General features: G+C 73.4%; 11 protein-coding genes. 6 read left to right on the forward strand and 5 right to left on the reverse strand.

All coding sequences use genetic code 11. The features are described 5' to 3' along the window. Positions 1 to 125 precede the first annotated feature (125 nt). The 6 genes from ACWCO8_RS34490 (at position 126) to ACWCO8_RS34515 (ending at position 9,715) form a co-directional block, all read left to right on the forward strand. Positions 126 to 1,538: a 4-hydroxyphenylacetate 3-hydroxylase family protein gene (locus ACWCO8_RS34490; protein WP_451035507.1), complete on the forward strand. Its 1,413-nt coding sequence runs from the start codon at positions 126 to 128 to the stop codon at positions 1,536 to 1,538. Between the two features lie 5 nt (positions 1,539 to 1,543). Beyond that, positions 1,544 to 2,986, forward strand: a complete 1,443-nt coding sequence (locus ACWCO8_RS34495; RefSeq protein ID WP_451035508.1) for an MFS transporter — start codon at positions 1,544 to 1,546, stop codon at positions 2,984 to 2,986. A 168-nt stretch (positions 2,987 to 3,154) separates the two neighbouring features. Further along, on the forward strand, positions 3,155 to 4,315 hold the full coding sequence (locus ACWCO8_RS34500) for a monodechloroaminopyrrolnitrin synthase PrnB family protein (protein ID WP_451035509.1): 1,161 nt from the start codon (positions 3,155 to 3,157) through the stop codon (positions 4,313 to 4,315). Continuing rightward, complete coding sequence (locus tag ACWCO8_RS34505) at positions 4,312 to 5,637, forward strand: FAD-dependent monooxygenase (RefSeq protein ID WP_451035510.1); 1,326 nt, start codon at positions 4,312 to 4,314, stop codon at positions 5,635 to 5,637. Before ACWCO8_RS34500 ends, ACWCO8_RS34505 begins: the two co-directional genes overlap by 4 nt. A gap of 140 nt (positions 5,638 to 5,777) precedes the next feature. Next, positions 5,778 to 8,372, forward strand: coding sequence for an alpha-glucan family phosphorylase (gene glgP, locus ACWCO8_RS34510; RefSeq protein WP_451035511.1), 2,595 nt, complete (start codon positions 5,778 to 5,780; stop codon positions 8,370 to 8,372). A 125-nt stretch (positions 8,373 to 8,497) separates the two neighbouring features. Continuing rightward, positions 8,498 to 9,715 (forward strand): alginate lyase family protein, encoded by a 1,218-nt coding sequence (locus tag ACWCO8_RS34515; protein WP_451035512.1) that lies wholly within the window; start codon positions 8,498 to 8,500, stop codon positions 9,713 to 9,715. Positions 9,716 to 9,722: 7 nt separating this feature from the next. On the opposite strand, the gene ACWCO8_RS34520 is transcribed toward ACWCO8_RS34515, so the two are convergent. The 5 genes from ACWCO8_RS34520 to ACWCO8_RS34540 form a co-directional block, all read right to left on the reverse strand. Then, positions 9,723 to 11,240: a sensor histidine kinase gene (locus ACWCO8_RS34520; RefSeq protein WP_451035513.1), complete on the reverse strand. Its 1,518-nt coding sequence runs from the start codon at positions 11,238 to 11,240 to the stop codon at positions 9,723 to 9,725. A gap of 58 nt (positions 11,241 to 11,298) precedes the next feature. Then, on the reverse strand, positions 11,299 to 11,967 hold the full coding sequence (locus ACWCO8_RS34525) for a response regulator (RefSeq protein ID WP_451035514.1): 669 nt from the start codon (positions 11,965 to 11,967) through the stop codon (positions 11,299 to 11,301). A gap of 96 nt (positions 11,968 to 12,063) precedes the next feature. Next, on the reverse strand, positions 12,064 to 14,091 hold the full coding sequence (locus ACWCO8_RS34530; protein ID WP_451035515.1) for a M4 family metallopeptidase: 2,028 nt from the start codon (positions 14,089 to 14,091) through the stop codon (positions 12,064 to 12,066). A 402-nt stretch (positions 14,092 to 14,493) separates the two neighbouring features. After that, positions 14,494 to 16,335: an ABC transporter ATP-binding protein gene (locus ACWCO8_RS34535; RefSeq protein ID WP_362003655.1), complete on the reverse strand. Its 1,842-nt coding sequence runs from the start codon at positions 16,333 to 16,335 to the stop codon at positions 14,494 to 14,496. Beyond that, positions 16,332 to 18,140 (reverse strand): ABC transporter ATP-binding protein, encoded by a 1,809-nt coding sequence (locus ACWCO8_RS34540; RefSeq protein WP_451035516.1) that lies wholly within the window; start codon positions 18,138 to 18,140, stop codon positions 16,332 to 16,334. Before ACWCO8_RS34540 ends, ACWCO8_RS34535 begins: the two co-directional genes overlap by 4 nt. Between the last annotated feature and the right edge of the window lie 143 nt (positions 18,141 to 18,283).

An 18,283-nucleotide genomic window follows, 5' to 3' on the forward strand; every position in this document is an offset into this window, starting at 1 on the left:
GAACGCACGGAGGCTGGCCGGTTCTTAAGGACCGCTGGACGGACGTTCATTGCCTCGTGCGTGCCGGGCCGTGAAGGCTCGGGACCGGCAGTCAGCCGTGACGTACGAGGAGAGGCGATACCACCGTGACGAGGTCCGGGCAGGAGTATCTGGAGGCGCTGCGCGACGGGCGCGAGATCTGGCTCGACGGGGAGCGGATCAAGGACGTCACCGCGCACCCCGCCTTCCGGGCCACCGCGGCCTCCTTCGCCGGGCTCTTCGACCTCGCCCACGACTCGGCGCACGGTGAGACGCTCCTCTCCGGTGGGGTGCACCGCGCGTACGCCGTGCCCCGCTCCTACGAGGATCTCGTCGCCCGGCGTCTCGCGTACAAGGTGTGGGCGGAGGCGAGTTACGGCTTCCTCGGCCGGACCCCCGACTACATGGCCTCCGGTGCCGCCGGGTTCGCCGCCGCGCCCGAGGTCTTCACCACCGAGGGCTTCGACGGCTCCGAGCACGCGCTCGCCTATCATCGGCGGCTCGCCGAGGGCGGGTTGTACGGCGCCTTCACCATCACCGACCCCGCCAGCGAGGGCGTGCGGGTCGTCGAGGAGCGCGACGGCGGGATCGTGGTGCGGGGGGCCAAGACCATCGGCACCGGGGCCGTCTTCGCCGACGAGATCCTCGTGGGGACCATCGAGCCGCTTCCGGCCGAGGCCGTCGAACGGGCCGTGACCTTCTCCGTGGCCGTCGACACACCCGGTCTCAAGCTCGTCTCCCGTACCTCGTACGAAGGCAACGCCCGGTCCGTCTTCGACGCGCCGCTCTCCTCGCGGTACGACGAGAACGACGCGCTGCTCATCTGCGAGGACGTGTTCGTGCCATGGGAGCGCGTGCTGACCTACCGGGACGTGGCCGCGACCGGAGCCATCTGGTGGCAGACGCCCGCCTATCTGCACTTCACGCACCAGTCCTCGACCCGCTTCTGGACCAAGCTGGAGTTCCTCACCGGTCTCGCCATCCTCCTCGCCCGGTCGAATGGGACCGAAGGCATTCCGCAGGTCACGCAGGCCATCGGGCGGCTGCTCGGCATGGTCGCCCAGGCCAAGGCGTTCGTCCTCGGCGCGGAGGCGTCCTGGGAGCCGGTCTCCGGTGGGCGCGGCGGGGTGCGGCCGGGGCAGGAGATCTCCTTCGCGCAGCGGATCATGGCCGGGGAGATCTATCCGCGGGCCGTTGCCGACATCAAGCTGCTCGCCGGTGGTGCCCTGCTGCAGACCCCGGCCAGTGGGCGCGAGTTGCTCCATCCCGAGCTCGGGCCGCTGATCCAGCGGTACGTCCGTACCCCCGGCGACCCGGCCGAGGACCGGCTCAAGCTCCTCAAGCTGGCCTGGGACGCGCTCGGTTCGGAGTTCGCGGGCCGCCACGAGCAGTACGAGCGCTTCTACCAGGGCGCCCCGCACGTCTACCTCACCATGCAGACCTGGGCGGGCGCCGCCGACGCCTGCGAGAGCCTGGCACGCACCTGCCTGGACGGGTACGACCTGGGCACGAAGAAGTGACCCCGGTGAAGGGCGCCCCTCTCGACCTCGCCGACCGCGTCCCCCGGGGCGCCCTCCCGCTGCTCGCCGCCACCCAGCTCCTGCTGATCCTCGACACCGCGATCGTCAACGTCGCGCTGCCCTCCATAGGTGAGGACCTCGGGGCGGGCTCCGCCGACCTGTCCTGGGTGGCCAACGCGTATCTGATCGCCTTCGGCGGCCTGTTGCTGCTCGGCGGCCGCGCCGCCGACCTGCTCGGCCACCGCAGGGTCTTCCTCGCCGGGCTCGGCATGCTCGCCGCCGCCTCGGCGCTCGGCGGCCTCGCGCCGCACGCGGGTGTCCTGGTCGCCGCCCGGGCCGCGCAGGGCGTCGGGGCCGCGTTCGCCGCGGCCGCCGCCTTCGCCCTGCTGCTCGTCCTCTTCCCCGACGGGCCCGCGCGGCACAAGGCGCTCGCCGCCTTCGCCGCGATGGGCGGCCTGGGCGGTGTCCTCGGCACCGTGCTCGGCGGTGTCCTCACCGACCTCCTCGGCTGGCGCTCCACCCTCTGGCTCAACGTTCTCGCCGCGCTGCTCCTCGGCGCCCTCGTGCTGCGGCTCCTGGAAGGCCGTACGACACCGCCCGAGGACGGCGACCGCTTCGACCTCGCCGGCGCGCTCACCGTCACCGCCGGGCTCGCCCTCGTCGCGTACGCCCTCGTCGGCGCCGCCGGGCAGGGCTGGGTCTCCGCGCAGACCCTCGGCTCGGGCGGCGCCGGACTGCTGCTCCTCGCCGTGTTCGCGGTCGTCGAGACCCGGACCCGCCGGCCCCTCGTGCCGCCCGCGGTCCTCGCCCGCCCCGCGCTCCGGCTCGCCAACGTCCTCAGCGCCCTCGCCCAGATGACGCTCTTCCCGATGTTCTTCCTGGTGAGCCTCTATCTGCAGAGCGTCCTCGGGTACGCGCCCCTCGGCGGCGGCCTCGGTCTGCTGCCGCTCTCCCTGGTCGTCGTCGCGGTCGCCCCGCAGGCCGGCCGGCTCATCTTCCGGCTCGGCCTGACCCGGACCATGACCCTCGGATTCGTGCTGCTCAGCGCCGGAACCGGGTGGCTCGCCCTCGCGCTCCGCTCCGACGGCACGTTCCTCACCACCGTCCTCGCGCCCAGCCTGCTCCTCGGCGCGGCCCTGCCGCTGGTCATGGTGACCACCAACGTGGCCGCCACCGCCGACGCGGCCCCCGAGGAGACCGGGCTCGCCTCCGGACTCGTCAACACCGCCCAGCAGTTCGGTTCGGTGCTCGGCCTCGCCGTCCTCGTGGCCGTCGCCACCACCCGTACCGATTCGGCCACCGCGGCCGCCCAGACCGACGGCTTCCGGGCCGCTCTGCTCGTCGGCGGGGCCTTCGCCGCCGTCGCCGCGGTGATCTCCCTACGCTTGCGCCTGCCCACGCCGACCCCGGCGCCGCCACGCCAGGGACGCGTGACCGAACCACGGTGAGCACGGTGACCACGTAGACCCGGCGAGTGAGCCGAAGGGCGCCGCGGTCGTCGCACCGGAAGACCGCGCGCAGGTCCCGAGGAACGAGGGGCCCGCGCGCGAGCGACCGACGACGTCCGCGCGAGGCGCCCGGAGGCGAACGAGCCCCGAAACAGAGGGGGCATTCCGTTGGCCCTGTACGACCTTGTCGCGCCACGGCTCGAGGAACGCGGCGATCCGCGTTACCGCATAGCCGACATACGCGCCGCCGACCCGCTGGGCGCCGACGCACTGCTGGCGGCGGTGCCGGGGATGAACGAGCGCGGCGACGCGGCCGCGCTGACCGTCGCCCTGCGGGCCCTCGTCCCGGAGCGCGAACTGGCCGCCCAGTGGAGCGTGATCGACGCCCTCGCGGCCATGCGCGACCTCGGCCTCCTGCTCGGCTCCCTGAAACGCCACGGCATACAGCCCGTGGACGCCGTGCCCGAGGTTCTTCCGATCCTCGAACTCCTCGGCCGGCGCACGGACATGGTGCCGCGCGACACCGTCCACCACTACACGACGTGGAACCCGCTCGGCCCGCGCCAGCGCATGTACACCGGCGACCCCATGGAGGCCCGGCTCCAGGACGCGGTCCGGATGGCGTTTCCCGGCCTCGTCTCCGCCCTCGACAGCTGCGCGCGGCTCGCCGAGCTCGAACCGTACGACCCCGGCTTCGCGGTCGCGCTCGACCGCACCGCCCACCACGTCCAGTCGATCGTCGACGCCATCGACTTCACCGTCGCCCACGTCAGCCCCGAGTACTTCGCGCTGACCCTGCGGCCGTACTTCGAGGAGGTCGAGATCGACGGGCGTGCCTACCTCGGCCCCGCCGCGGCCCAGGTCCCGCTCTGGCTGGTCGACCTGACGCTCTGGCAGTGCGACCGCTCCGACCCGGCCTACGACGCGTTCCTCGCCGAGTCCGTCCAGTACAGCCTGCCGTCCTGGCGCGCCTTCCACGCCCGGCACGCCGGCGGGGTGTCCGCCGTCAGCAAGCTCTCGGCCGCCGTCAGCTGGGAGAGCGGCCACCGGCTGCCCCCGCACCTGGCCGCCTCCGCCCTCGCGCTCGGCCGGGTCCTGAAGATCCTCAAGACCTTCCGCGCCCGCCACATCGGCATCGCCCGCAAGGCCTACGCGGAGGACGTCCGGCTGTACGAGGAGGGCAGCGGCGGCGCGCCCGTCGCCCTGCTGCGCTCGATACTCGACCTGACCCGGGACAACGACACGCTGGTACGGCGCGCGGCGCAGGGCGCGTTGGGGACGCCAGGACACGGCGCCCATGCCGCCGCGCAGCGAGGGGGAATCCGATGACCCTCCCACCCCCGCTGCTCCACGTCGTCGTCGCGGGAGGCGGCATCGCCGGGCTCACCGCGGCCCTCGCCCTGCACGCCGCCGGATTCGACCGCGTCACCGTCGTTGAGTCCGTCCGCGAGAGCCGTCCCGTCGGCGCGGGCCTCAACCTGATGCCGCCCGCCGTCCGCGAGCTGGACGCCCTCGGTCTGCTGCCCCGCCTCGAAGCAGGCGCGCTGCGCACCCGCGAACTGCGCTACTACCACCGCTCGGGCGGCCTGATCTCCCGCGAGCCCCGCGGCCTCGGCGCCGGCTACCGCTGGCCCCAGCTCTCCGTCCACCGCGCCCACCTCCAGCAGGTCCTGGCCGACGCGGTGCGGGAACGGCTCGGCGCCGCCGCCCTGGTGACCGGCGTCCGGGTGACCGGCGTGGAGCCGCTGCCCGACGGCCGCCCCCGCATCCAGCTGGTCCACCGCGACGGCGCCGTCCGGGGCCGGGCCTCCCTCGAACCGGACGTCCTCGTCGGCGCCGACGGCATCCGCTCCGCGGTCCGGGCGGCGCTCAACCCCGCCGAGGGCGCCCCGCCGTGGAACGGGACGCTGATCTGGCGGGGCGTCTCGCGGATGCCCGCCCGGTCCGTCGGCACCTTCATGCTCATCGCGGGCGACGACCGGCAGAAGGCCGTCGTCTACCCGATGAGCGGGCCCTCGGGCCCCTTCCGCGAGGTCCTCGTCAACTGGGCGCTCGCCCGGCCCGCGGACCAGGCGGACGACCGGTACCTCGGCGACTGGAACCGACCGGTCCCTGTCGAAACGTTCCTGCACCATTACGAGGGCTGGGAGTTCGGCGGCGTCAGCGTCCCCGAGGTGCTCCGGGCCGCCACCGCCGCCCACGAGTACCCCATGGTCGACCGCGAGCCGCTGGCCCGGTGGACCCACGGTCGGACCACCCTCATCGGCGACGCGGCCCACGCCATGTACCCGATCGGCTCCAACGGCGCCTCGCAGTCCATCCTCGACGCGCGCGCCCTCGCGCACGCCCTCGCGCTCCACCGCGACCCCGCCGAGGCCCTCGCCGCCTACGAGGCGGCCCGCAGGCCCGTCACGACCGAGCTCCAGCGCGCGGGCCGGCGGCTCGGCCCCGAGGTCGTCATCGACCTGGCGCACCAGCGGGCCCCGCACGGCTTCACCGACATCCACCAGGTGATCCCCGCCGCCGAACTGGCCGACATCGCCGAGCGCTACGCCGCCACCGGCGCCGCCGAGCCGACCACCGTCAACCTGGGCTCGCCCTACGAGGTGAAGCCCGGCGGACCGGTCCTTCCGGTGGGCGCGCCGCGCTGACGCCCCTCCCGGGCCACGGCACCACCCCCGCGCGCCGTGGCCCGGGAGGCCGGGTTGGCCTACCTTCGGTGGATGCACAGACCGGCTGCACAGCGTGGTGCGTCGGCTCCGCTCCGTACTCGCCTGCGAAGGTGGAACGCGTGAAGGCAATCCGTCGATTCACCGTGCGTCCCGTCCTCCCCGACTCCCTTCGACCCCTCACCGACCTGGCGCGGAACCTGCGCTGGTCGTGGCACGACTCCACCAGGGAACTCTTCCGCTCCGTCGACCCCGACCACGCCGACCAGGCCGGCCGCGCGGGCGAACGCAGCGCCGACGACCTCGACCCGGTCCGGCTGCTCGGCTCCGTCTCCGCCGCCCGGCTCGCCGCGCTCGCCGACGACCAGGAGTTCCTGGCCCGGCTGCGCGCCGCGGCCGAGGACCTCGACCACTATCTGCGCGCCCCCCGCTGGTACCAGGAGCAGCAGGGGCAGGGTGCGCGGCTGCCCGCGAGCGTCGCGTACTTCTCGCCCGAGTTCGGGGTCGCGGCCGCCCTGCCCCAGTACTCCGGCGGCCTCGGCATCCTCGCCGGCGACCACCTCAAGGCCGCCAGCGACCTCGGCGTCCCGCTCGTCGGCGTCGGTCTGCTCTACCGGCACGGCTACTTCCGCCAGTCGCTCTCCCGCGAGGGCTGGCAGCAGGAGCACTACCCCGTCCTCGACCCCGGCGAGCTGCCCGTCACCCTGCTCCGCGAGAGCGACGGCACCCCCGCCCGGGTCACCCTCGCGCTGCCCGGCGGCCGGGGCCTGCACGCCCACATCTGGACCGCGCAGGTCGGCCGCGTACCGCTGCTCATGCTCGACTCCGACGTCGAGGGGAACGCGCCCGCCGAACGCGAGGTCACCGACCGGCTGTACGGCGGCGGCAGCGAGCACCGGCTGCTCCAGGAGATGCTGCTCGGCATCGGCGGCGTCCGCGCCGTCCGCACCTACTGCCGGCTCACCGGCACCCCGGCGCCCGAGGTCTTCCACTCCAACGAGGGCCACGCGGGCTTCCTCGGCCTCGAACGCATCCGCGAACTCGCCGGGGCCGGCCTGGACTTCGACGCGGCCCTGGAGACCGTCCGCGCCGGGACGGTGTTCACCACCCACACCCCCGTCCCCGCCGGCATCGACCGCTTCGAGCGGAGCCTCGTCGCCCGCCACCTCGGCGAGGACGGCGAGCTGCCGGGTGTCGACGTCGGGCGGATCCTCGCGCTCGGCGACGAGACCCCGCTCGGCGGCGAACCCGGGCTCTTCAACATGGCCGCCATGGGCCTGCGGCTCGCCCAGCGGGCCAACGGTGTCTCCACCCTCCACGGCTCCGTCAGCCGGGCGATGTTCGGCGGCCTGTGGCCGGGCTTCGACCCGGAGGAGGTGCCGATCGGCTCCATCACCAACGGCGTCCACGCCCCGACCTGGACCGCGCCCGAGGTCGGCCGGCGCGCCGAGGGGGCGGACGACCGGGAGCTGTGGGAGCTGCGCAGGACCCTGCGCGAACAGCTCGTGACCGAGGTACGGGAACGGGTCCGCGGCTCCTGGCGGCAGCGCGGGGCCGGCGCCGCCGAACTGGGCTGGACCGACTCCGTCCTCGACCCGGACGTGCTCACCATCGGATTCGCCCGCCGGGTCCCCTCGTACAAGCGGCTCACGCTGATGCTGCGCGACCCCGACCGGCTGCGGGCGCTGCTGCTCCACCCCGAGCGGCCCGTGCAGCTCGTGGTGGCGGGCAAGGCGCACCCGGCCGACCACGGCGGGAAGCGGCTCGTGCAGGAGCTGGTGCGGTTCGCCGACGACCCCCGGGTGCGGCACCGGATCGTCTTCCTGCCCGACTACGGCATGGCCATGGCCCGCAAGCTCTACCCCGGCTGCGACGTCTGGCTCAACAACCCGCTGCGCCCGCTGGAGGCCTGCGGCACCAGCGGGATGAAGGCCGCCCTCAACGGCTGCCTCAACCTCTCGGTCCTGGACGGCTGGTGGGACGAGTGGTTCGAGCCCGACTTCGGCTGGGCGATCCCCACGGCCGACGGGGCGGCGGCGACCGACGAGGAGCGCCGCGACGACCTGGAGGCGGCCGCGCTCTACGAGCTGATCGAGCGCCGGGTCGCGCCCCGCTTCTACGACCGGGGCCCGGACGGGGTGCCGGTCCGCTGGACGGAGATGGTCCGCAGGACGCTGCGGGACCTCGGCCCGAAGGTGCTCGCCGACCGCATGGTGCGCGAGTACGTCGAGAAGCTGTACGCCCCGGCGGCCCTGGCCCACCGCGCGCTCGCCCCGGCGGCCGCGCGGGAGCTCGCGGCGTGGAAGTCCCGGGCGCGGGGCGGCTGGCCGAAGGTCGCCCTCGACCACATCGAGGTCGGCGAGCTCGACGAGGACCTGGCCGACGCGGAGCTGGGCGCGACGACGGCGGTACGGGTCCGGGTGGCGCTCGGTGAACTGGGCCCGGAGGACGTCGAGGTGCAGGCGGTGGCCGGCCGGGTCACCCCGGACGACGCGCTGGTGGAGACCCGGATCTGCGTCCTGAAGCCGGTGGGCGGCCCCGACCTGGAGGGCAGGCAGCTCTACGAGGGCTCGCTGGTCCTGGACCGTACGGGCTGTTTCGGCTGCACGGTCCGGGTGCTTCCGGCCCACCCGCTGCTCGCGTCGGCGGCGGAGCTGGGCCTGGTGACCCTGCCGACGGAGTGCACGGGGGAGGGGGCGGGTGTGCTCCTGAGGTGAGCTGTCGGCCTGTGGTCTGAACCAAGGTCTTGACGTGTTCATGGGGTGCCCTTAAGTTCCACGCTCGACGCGGAGTTCAATCCTCCGCCCGGCGTTCACATACAGGAACGAAAGGCACCCCCCACATGCGCCTCAGAGCCCTGGTCCTCGCCCTCACGGCGGCCGTCGCCGTCACGGTCACGTCGACGGCCGTCGCCGGCCCGCCCCAGGCGGAAGCCGTGCCCGCGCCCGCTCCGGTGAAGGCCGCCGCCCCGGCGGCCTTCACCCACCCCGGCGTCGTCGTCTCCCGCCCCCAACTCGACTTCGTCCGCGCGAAGGTGCAGGCGGGCGCGCAGCCCTGGAAGGCCGCGTACGACCAGATGATGGCGAGCCCGTACGCCTCCCTCAGCCGGGCGCCCAAGCCCCGCGCGATCGTCGAGTGCGGCTCGTCCTCGAACCCGAACAACGGCTGCACGGACGAGCGGCAGGACGCGGTCGCCGCGTACACGCAGGCGCTGGCCTGGTACATCACCCGGGACGACCGGCACGCCCAAAAGGCGATCGCGATCATGGACGCCTGGTCGGCCGTGATCACCGACCACACCAACTCCAACGCCCCGCTCCAGACCGGCTGGGCGGGCTCCTCCTGGCCCCGGGCCGCCGAGATCATCAAGCACACGTACACCGGCAGCTGGGCCAACTCGGGCCGCTTCGCGACGATGCTGCGGAACGTCTACCTGCCCGAGGTCATCAACGGCGCCGCGACCAAGAACGGCAACTGGGAACTCATCATGACCGAGGCCGCGATCGGCATCGCGGTCCACCTGGAGGACCGCGCGGCCTACGACAAGGCCGTCAAGACCTACCTCGGCCGGGTCCCCGCCTACATCTACCTGGCCTCGGACGGCTCCACGCCGAAGCCGCCGCCGAAGAGCTCCATCGACACCCGCGACGAGATCGTGAAGTACTGGCAGGGCCAGTCCACCTTCGCCGACGGCATCTCCCAGGAGACCTGCCGGGACTTCGGCCACACCGGCTGGGGCCTCGCCGCCGCCGTCCACACCGCCGAGACCAGCCGGATCCAGGGCGCCGACCTCTACCCCCAGGTCTCCGAGCGGCTGCGGCACGCGCTGGGCTTCCACACCAAGTACGAGAACGGCACGGCCGTCCCGTCCTGGCTCTGCGGCGGCACGGTGAAGCCGGGCCTCGGACGGGTGACGGAGATGGGGTACAACGCGCTGAACGGCCGCATGGGGATCGGGATGACCAACACCAAGACCTACACCGAGTCCCACCGGCCCTCCGGCACCGACAACTACTTCGTCTCCTGGGAGACCCTCACCCACGCGGGGAACCCGAGCTGACGCGGGCTCACCCCACGATCGCCTTGTCGGCGAGGCGCCCGTCGACCAGACAGAGCCGGTAGACGGGCACCGAGGCCGTCATCGTCGCCCGGTAGTACAGGCAGGCGTCCATGCCGGGCGGCTCGGGCGGGGCGCCGGCGGGCGGCCCGTCCAGGGGATGCGGCGGGAGTTCCTCGGAGTCGGCGGCGAGCGGTGCGCCGACGCGGAGGCCGGCGTAGTCGTCCCGGTCCAGGAAGGACCGGGACTGCGTCCACAGGCCGAAGGCCAGCATGACGACACCGAGCGCGGCGACAAGCGCGAGCGGGATCCAGATCGCCCGCGCCAGCCCGCGCCGCACCTCCCGCCGCGCCTGTTCCCGTTCCCGTACGGACGTGGGCGCGGCGACGGGTACGGGCGTGGCCTTCCCCGGCTCCAGGGGCAGCACCGCCCGTACGACGAACCCGCCGTCCGCCCGCGCCCCATGGCTCAACCGCCCACCGGCGAGCCGCACCCGCTCGTCGAGCCCGACGAGCCCGGTGCCGCCCGAGGCGGCGGGGCCGCCGTCGGCCGCCCCGTTCGAGACGGCGACCGTGACGGTGTCCGCCGTGCGCTCCAGGACGACCCGGACCGGGGCTCCGGGGGCGTGCTTGGCCGCGTTCGTGAGGGACTCCACCACCAGGCGGTGGACCGCGCGGTCGACCATCGGCGGGGTCGCGCCGTCCGGACCGCGCCGCGTCAGCTCCACCCCGAGACCGGACGCGCGGGCCCGCTCCACGACCTCCTCGACCGTCTCCCCGACGGGGGTGGTCGGCGCCCCCGGCTCGCGCAGCACCCCGATGATGTCCCGCAGCCGGGCCGTAGCGTCGGCGGCGGCCACCCGCAACTCCCCGGCCGCCGCCTGCTGCCGCGCGCCGAGCGCCGGATCGACCTCGAGCGCGGCGGCGCGCAGGGCGATCAGGGCGAGGTCGTGACCGAGCGAGTCGTGCATGTCGCCCGCGATCCGCGACCGTTCGCGCAGCCGCTCCCGGTCCGCGACGGCCTCCTGCTCGCGCTCCATGCGGGCGGCCAGCTCCCAGCCGGCCCGGACGAGCCGGGCGTACTGGCGCACGTACCGGCCCGTCAGCCAGGGCGCGACGATCGCGAGCGCCAGGACGAGAACGACGGTGAAGCCCTGGGAGACGTTCCCGTCCGAGAGCGGCACGAGCGCGAAGCCGAGCGCGGCGACCGTCGCGAACAGGGCCGGCGCGGCCCAGGTGGGCCGCTGCTGGCGTCGGCCCGCGAGGTAGCCGAAGACGACGAGCGCGAGCGCGTACGCCGGGGTGAACAGCTCCGGTGACGTGGCCAGGCTCAGCCCGACCGCGAGGCCCAGCGAGACCAGCGGCAGCGCCCGGCAGCACGCCACGGCCACGCCGAGCACGACGATCCCCACGACGACCTGCCCCCAGGAGCCGCCGTCGTTCGGGTCGAGCCGCAGCAGCACGGGGGTGGCGAGCAGCCCCCAGAGGCCCAGATCGAGCAACAGGTCCCGGAGTCGTTCACGGCGCATCGGCCCAGCTTGCCGGACGGCGAGGCCCGGGCGCCCCCGACGAAAGTGAGGGCGCCCCTCAGCCCCCCGAGCCGCCCGCCTCCACAAGCCCCGCCTCGTACGCCAGGATCGCCAGCTGGACCCGGTTCTTCAGGCCGAGGCGGGACAGGACCGCGCTCACGTGGGCCTTCACGGTGCCCTCGACGACGTACAGGCGGGCCGCGATCTCGGCGTTCGAGAGGCCCGCGCCGACCAGGGCCACCACCTCGCGCTCCCGGGCCGTCAGCGGGTCGAGGCGCTCGCGCGCCTCCGCCGCCCGGGAGAGCCGGCCGGTCGGTAGGTGGGCGATGACCCGCCGGGTGACCTCGGGGGAGAGGAACGCGGCCCCGGCGGCCACCGCCCGTACCCCCGCGAGCAGCTCCCTCGGGTCACCGGACTTGAGCAGGAAGCCGGCGGCGCCCGAGCCGAGGGCCCGGGCGATGTACTCGTCCTCCGAGAACGTCGTGAGCATCACGACCGCCGCGTCCGGCACCGTCCTGCGCAGCTCCTCCGCCGCCCCGAGCCCGTCGAGCCGGGGCATCCGGATGTCGAGCAGGACCACGTCCGGCAGATGGCGCCGCGCGAGCTCGACGGCCTCCCGGCCGTCACCCGCCTCCGCGACCACCTCGATCCCCGGGTCGGCGGCGAGGATCGCCTTCACCCCGGCCCGGATCATCGTCTCGTCGTCCGCGAGCAGCACCCTGATCATGTGTGCCACCCTACGCAGACGCGGGGAAGCCCCGGAGGCACGGCCCCCGGGGCTTCCGTCACTCACTTCGCGCTGCGCGAGCCGCTGCGGCGGCCGTTACGGGAAGGTGAGCTTGACGCTGTTGATGTAGCCGGTGTCGATCGCGGCCCGGTCCTGGACGCGGAGCTTCCAGGCGCCGTTGGCGACCTCCGAGGAGGCGTTCACGGTGTAGGCCTGCACGATGTTGTCGGCGCTGCCGCCGGTCCGGTTGTGCAGGTTGTAGACCGAGCCGTCGGGGGCGACGAGGTCCACGATCAGGTCACCGCGGTAGGTGTGGACGATGTCCACGTCCACCTTGAGCGCGGCCGGCGCGTTGCCGGTGACGCCCGTGACGTTGACCGTGGAGGTCACCGCGGCGCCGTTGTCCGGGATGGACACGTCGGCCGCGTTCTCGAAGACCTTGCCGCCGGGGTTGCCGCCGCCGGGGCGCGAGCCCACGTTGATGCCGGCCCAGGCGTGCTCGACGGCCAGGACCTCGGGGCTGCCGGCGCCGTACAGCTCGGTGGCGACCGCGACCGTACCCGTACGGGCACCCGCGTAGTTCGTGTTGGAGCTGAACTTCGTGGTGAGGGCCTTGAACCAGATCAGCGAGGCCTTGTCCCGGCCGATGCCGGTGACGGGCAGGCCGTCCGAGGTCGGCGAGTCGTAGTTGACGCCGTTGATGGTCTTCGCGCCGCTGCCCTCGGAGAGCAGGTAGTACCAGTGGTTCGCAGGGCCCGAGGAGTAGTGGACGTCGATGCCGCCGATGCCCGAGTACCAGGCGTCCTTGGACGAGCCGTCCTTGCTCGGCTTGTCCATGTACCGCAGCGGGGTGCCGTTGCCGCGGATGTCGATCTTCTCGCCGACGAGGTAGTCGCCCTTGTCCGAGGCGTTGTTGGCGTAGAACTCGACCGCCGCCGCGAAGATGTCGGAGGTGGCCTCGTTCAGACCGCCGGACTCACCGCTGTAGACCAGGCCGGCGGTGTTGGAGGTGACACCGTGCGACATCTCGTGCGCGGCCACGTCGATCGAGGTGAGCGGCTTGGTGTTGCCCGCGCCGTCGCCGTACGTCATGCAGAAGCAGGAGTCCTGCCAGAAGGCGTTGACGTACGCGTTGCCGTAGTGGACGCGGGAGTACGCGCCGACGCCGTCACCGCGGATGCCGGAGCGGCCGTGCACGTTCTTGAAGTAGTCCCACGTGACCCCGGCGCCGAAGTGCGCGTCCGCGCCCGCGGTCTCCGCGTTCTGCGGGGTGCCGTCGCCCCAGATGTCGTCGGCGCCCGAGAAGAGCGTCCCGGTGCCGGACGTGCCGCGGTTGAGGTTGTACGTCTTGTGGTTGCCGCGCCCGGTGTCGGTCAGCGTGTACGACGGCGCGGTGCCGAGGGTCACCTGGCCGCTGTACTGGGTGTTGCCGGTGCCGGTGTGGACGGCCTGCCACTCGTACAGCTTCTTGCCGGTGGTGGCGTCGGTGACGACGTGCAGCTCGTTCGGCGTGCCGTCGTGCTGGAGGCCGCCGACGACGGTCTCGTACGCGAGGACGGGCGAACCCTGCGCCATCCAGACGACCTTGCGCGGGGCGCGGTCGGCGGCGGTCTCCTTGGAGCCCTCCGCCTTGGCCTCGGCGACGGCCTGCTTCTCGGCGGCGGCCGGGGCGACGTCGGCGGTCGTGTCGACGTTCTTCAGCTCGGCGCGGGAAGCCTTGGTGACGCCCTGCGTGACGCCGGCCTTGGTCTCCTGGACGACCAGGTCGCCACCGAGGACCGGGAGTCCGGCGTACGTGCGCTCGTAGCGCGTGTGGGTCGTGCCGTCGCGGTCCTGGACCACGTCACGGACGACGAGCTTCTCCTGGGCGCCGAGCCCGAGGGACTTGGCGGTGGCCGCCTTGTCCGCGTCGGCCGCGCGTATCAGCGCGGTGCGCTGGGCGGGGGACAGGTCGGCCGGCAGCTTGCCGGGGTTGGCCTGGCCCGCGGCCTGCGCCTTGGGGCCGACAGGGAAGCCGGGGTCGTCGGCGGTGGCGGAACCGGACTGGACGCCGACCGCGATCATGGCGGCGGCGGCGATCAGAGCGCCGGTCGCGGTGGCGCGACGGCTGGGCGTGGATCTCACGCAGACTCCTTTTGCGAGGGGGGTACCGGACGGCTGGGTGGGTCGTCCGGGCGGTGCAAACAGAGCTGTGGAGCGCGAACTCTCATACGAGTCGGGGAGAGAGTGGCAGCCGTGACGGCAATCTGTCAGGAGCGCGTCAACAACTTGGCCGGAAATCGTCCGGAGCCCGAAACCCGACGTTCGTTAACCGGACGTTTCATCGATCATGGGGGCGTGGTCGTGCGGTGTTCGCCGCGGCCCGAATTCGTAAGGCGTCCACGGGTTGAGAACGGACCCGCACCCTCGCCCGGACCGCCCGACGGACGATTCGCGCCACGCCCGGAGATCCCGTAGCGGCGTGGCTCGTTCCGCCCCCTTGCCCCGGCGGGTCGGGGTGACGGTCCGTCAGTCGTCCGGGGCGTCTCACCCCACCAGGCTGTCCCGCCATGCCCGGTGCAGCCCCGCGAACCGACCCTCGCCGTCGCTGAGTTCGTCGGGTGTGCCGTCCTCCACGATCCGGCCCGCCTCCATCACCAGGACGCGGTCCGCGATCTCGACCGTCGAGAGGCGGTGGGCGATCACGACGGCCGTGCGGCCCGCGAGCACCGTGTCCATGGCTCGCTGCACCGCCCGTTCCCCCGGCACGTCGAGCGAGCTGGTCGCCTCGTCCAGGATCAGCACCGCCGGGTCCGCGAGCAGGGCGCGGGCGAAGGCCACCAACTGCCGCTGGCCCGCCGAGATCCGGCCGCCCCGCTTCCGTACGTCCGTGTCGTAGCCGTCCGGGAGGCCCGCGATGAAGTCGTGCGCGCCGATCGCCTTCGCCGCCCGCTCGATCTCCTCGCGGCTCGCGTCCGGCCGCCCGATCGCGATGTTCTCGGCGACCGTCCCGGAGAACAGGAACGCCTCCTGGGTCACCATCACCACGCCCCGCCGCAGTTCGGGCGTCGACAGCTCGCGGACATCGACGCCGTCGAGCAGCACCCGGCCTTGCGTCGGGTCGTAGAACCGGGCGAGCAGCTTGGCGAGCGTCGACTTGCCCGCGCCCGTGGAGCCCACCACCGCGACCGTCTGCCCCGCCGGGATCGTCAGGTCGAAGCGGGGGAGCACCTCGCCACCGGTCCGGTACGCGAAGCTCACCCCGTCGAAGACGACCTCGCGGCCGGGGCGCCCGCCCCCGCTCGCCGGCAGCTCCTTCGGCGCGACGGCCTCCGGGACACCGGGCTCCTGCGCGAGCAGCCCCGCGATCTTGCCGAGGGAAGCGGCCGCCGACTGGTACGAGTTGAGGAACATGCCGAGGCGGTCGATCGGGTCGTAGAGGCGCCGCATGAACAGCACCGCCGCCGCGAGCACACCCAGCTCCAGCGTGCCGCCCGCGACCCGGTACGCGCCCCACAGGCACATGCCCGCCACGGCCGTGTTCGCGATGAGCCGGGAGCCGACGACATAGCGGGCCATCTCCAGGAGCGCGTCGCCGTTGGAGCGCTCGTGCCGCTGGTTGAGCCCGGCGAACTCGGCGTCGTTGGCCCGCTCCCGGCGGAACGCCCGCACCGGACGGATCCCGTTCATCGTCTCCGCGAACTTCACGATGACGCCCGCGATGGCGGTCGACCGCTCGGCGAAGACGACGGCCGCCCGCCGCTGGTAGAGCCGTACCAGCAGATACAGCGGTACGAAGGAGGCGACCGCGACCGCGCCGATGCCCAGGTCCAGCCAGAGCAGCATCACCGAGATGTACACGAACGCGAGGACGACCCCGATCAGCTCCTGGAGCCCCTCGGCGAGCAGCTCGCGCAGCGACTCCACGTCGGTGGTGGACCGGGAGATGAGCCGGCCCGAGGTGTACCGCTCGTGGAAGTCGACGCTCAGCACCTGCGCGTGCCGGAAGATCCGCCCGCGCAGATCGAGCAGCACGTCCTGGTTGACGCGCGCGGCGCGGCGCAGGAAGGCGTATTGGAGGAGCCCGCCGGCCAGGGCACAGATCACGTACCCGACGGCGACGGCCACGACCGGCCCGTAGTCCCCGTCCCGGAAGGCCGGCACGCCCCGGTCGATGGCGTACGCGACGAGCAACGGCCCCGCCTGCAGGGCCGCCTGCTGGAGCAGCAGCAGGAGCGCGGCGACCGTCACCCGCGCCCGGTGCGCGGAGAGCAGCGACCGCAGCAGGGCCCCGGTGGCGCCGGGAGCGGTCGGCAGGTCGTCCCGGTCGAAGGGGTCGCCGCCGGCGGCGGGCGCGTCCGTGCCCGGCGCCTTCTTCGCGTCCGTCATCGTGTCTCAGCCCCCTCGCCCGACATCAGCCAGGCGTACTCGGCGTTGCTCCGGAGCAGTTCGTGGTGGGTGCCCACCGCCGCGACCCGGCCCTCCGACAGGAGCGCCACCCGGTCCGCGAGCAGGACCGTCGACGGCCGGTGGGCCACGACCAGGGCCGTCGTGTCGCGCAGGACCTCGCGGAGGGCGGCCTCCACCAGGGCCTCCGTGTGGACGTCGAGCGCGGAGAGCGGGTCGTCGAGGACGAGGAAGCGGGGCCGGCCGACGACCGCGCGGGCCAGGGCGAGTCGCTGGCGCTGGCCGCCGGAGAGGCTCAGCCCCTGCTCGCCGACCTGGGTGTCCGCGCCCTCGGGCAGCGCGGCGACGAAGCCGTCCGCCTGGGCCACGGCGAGCGCCCGCCACAGCTCTGGTTCGCCGGCCTCTCCCGTATCGGAGGCCTCACCGGAGTCCGTACCGGAAGCCGTCCCGCCCATCAGCACGTTCGCGCCGACGCTCGCCGAGAAGAGGGTCGGCTCCTCGAAGGCCACCGCGACGAGCCCGCGCAGCCGTTCGCGCTCCATGAGCGCGATGTCCTCGCCGTCCAGCAGGATCCGCCCGCCGGTCGCCTCGTGCAGGCGCGGCACGAGCGCGGTGAGCGTCGTCTTGCCGGAACCGGTCGCGCCGACGAGCGCGAGGGTCTCGCCCGGCCGGATGTGGAGGTCGACGCGGTCGAGCACGGGAGGGGCGTCCGGCGGCGCGTCCGGGTAGCGGAAGGTGACGTTCTCGAACCGGACCCCGTCCAGGGCCCCCGGCACGGCGGTGCCCGGCCCCGGCGTCTCCTCCGGCGCGTCCATCACCTCGAAGTACCGTTCCGTCGCCGTCGCCGCCTCCTGGCTCATCGCGAGCAGGAAGCCGATCGACTCCACCGGCCAGCGCAGCGCGAGCGCGGTCGACAGGAAGGCGACGAGCGTGCCCGCCGACAGCTGCCCGTCGGCCACCTGGACGGTGCCGAGCACCAGCGCGGCGCCGATCGCCAGCTCGGGGATGATCGTGATGAGCGCCCAGATCCCGGCGAGCAGCCGCGCCTTGACCAGCTCCGTGCCGCGCAGCCGCTCGGCGAGCGCGCCGAAAGCCTGGGCCTGGCTGCGGTGGCGCCCGAAGCCCTTGACGATCCGGATGCCGAGGACGCTCTCCTCGACCACCGTCGTCAGGTCGCCGACCTGGTCCTGGGCGCGGCGCGCGACGAGCGAGTACTTCGTCTCGAAGAGCGAGCAGAGGACCACCAGCGGGATCACGGGGGTCAGCAGCAGGAGCCCGAGCGACCAGTCCTGGGCGAGCAGCAGCACGAAACCGGCCAGGATCGTCACGCCGTTGACGACGAGGAAGGTCAGCGGGAAGGCCAGGAACATCCGGAGCAGCATCAGATCGGTCGTGCCGCGCGAGAGCAGCTGGCCCGAGGCCCACCGGTCGTGGAAGGCGATCGGCAGCCGCTGCAGCCGTCCGTACAGATCCTCCCGCATCCGCGCCTCGACCCCGGCGAGCGGCCGCGCCACCAGCCACCGCCGGAACCCGAAGAGCACGGCCTCCAGGATTCCGAGCAGCAGCAGATACAGCGCGCCGAGCCACACCCCGCCGGGGTCCCCCGCGGCGACGGGCCCGTCCACCATCCACTTCAGGACGAGCGGAAAGACGAGCGACAGACACGAGGCGACGATCGCGACCACGGCGGCCGTGACCAACCGCCCCTGGACCGGGCGCACGTACGGCCACAGGCGCAGCAGGTTCCGTACGGCGGACTTCTTGGTGACTGCATCTTCTCCGGGCATCACGAGCGAGCCTACGGTTCACCACTGACACCGCTCATGTGGTTTTCCGGCCACCCGGCGGTCGCACCGGACGCCCGCTGGTCGTACCGCCGGTCAACCGATCGGTTGATCGCGGGTCGAGCGCGATGGCCGATGTCGCCGCG

The organism is Streptomyces sp. NPDC001927 (assembly GCF_053594455.1).

What these genes read in the sequence shown, in the direction of transcription:
- ACWCO8_RS34540 (WP_451035516.1), bottom strand. Translation starts at nt 18,140, where the DNA reads ATGCCCGGAGAAGATGCAGTCACCAAGAAGTCCGCCGTACGGAACCTG.
- ACWCO8_RS34535 (WP_362003655.1), bottom strand. Translation starts at nt 16,335, where the DNA reads ATGACGGACGCGAAGAAGGCGCCGGGCACGGACGCGCCCGCCGCCGGC.
- ACWCO8_RS34515 (WP_451035512.1), top strand. Translation starts at nt 8,498, where the DNA reads ATGCGCCTCAGAGCCCTGGTCCTCGCCCTCACGGCGGCCGTCGCCGTC.
- ACWCO8_RS34520 (WP_451035513.1), bottom strand. Translation starts at nt 11,240, where the DNA reads ATGCGCCGTGAACGACTCCGGGACCTGTTGCTCGATCTGGGCCTCTGG.
- ACWCO8_RS34505 (WP_451035510.1), top strand. Translation starts at nt 4,312, where the DNA reads ATGACCCTCCCACCCCCGCTGCTCCACGTCGTCGTCGCGGGAGGCGGC.
- ACWCO8_RS34525 (WP_451035514.1), bottom strand. Translation starts at nt 11,967, where the DNA reads ATGATCAGGGTGCTGCTCGCGGACGACGAGACGATGATCCGGGCCGGG.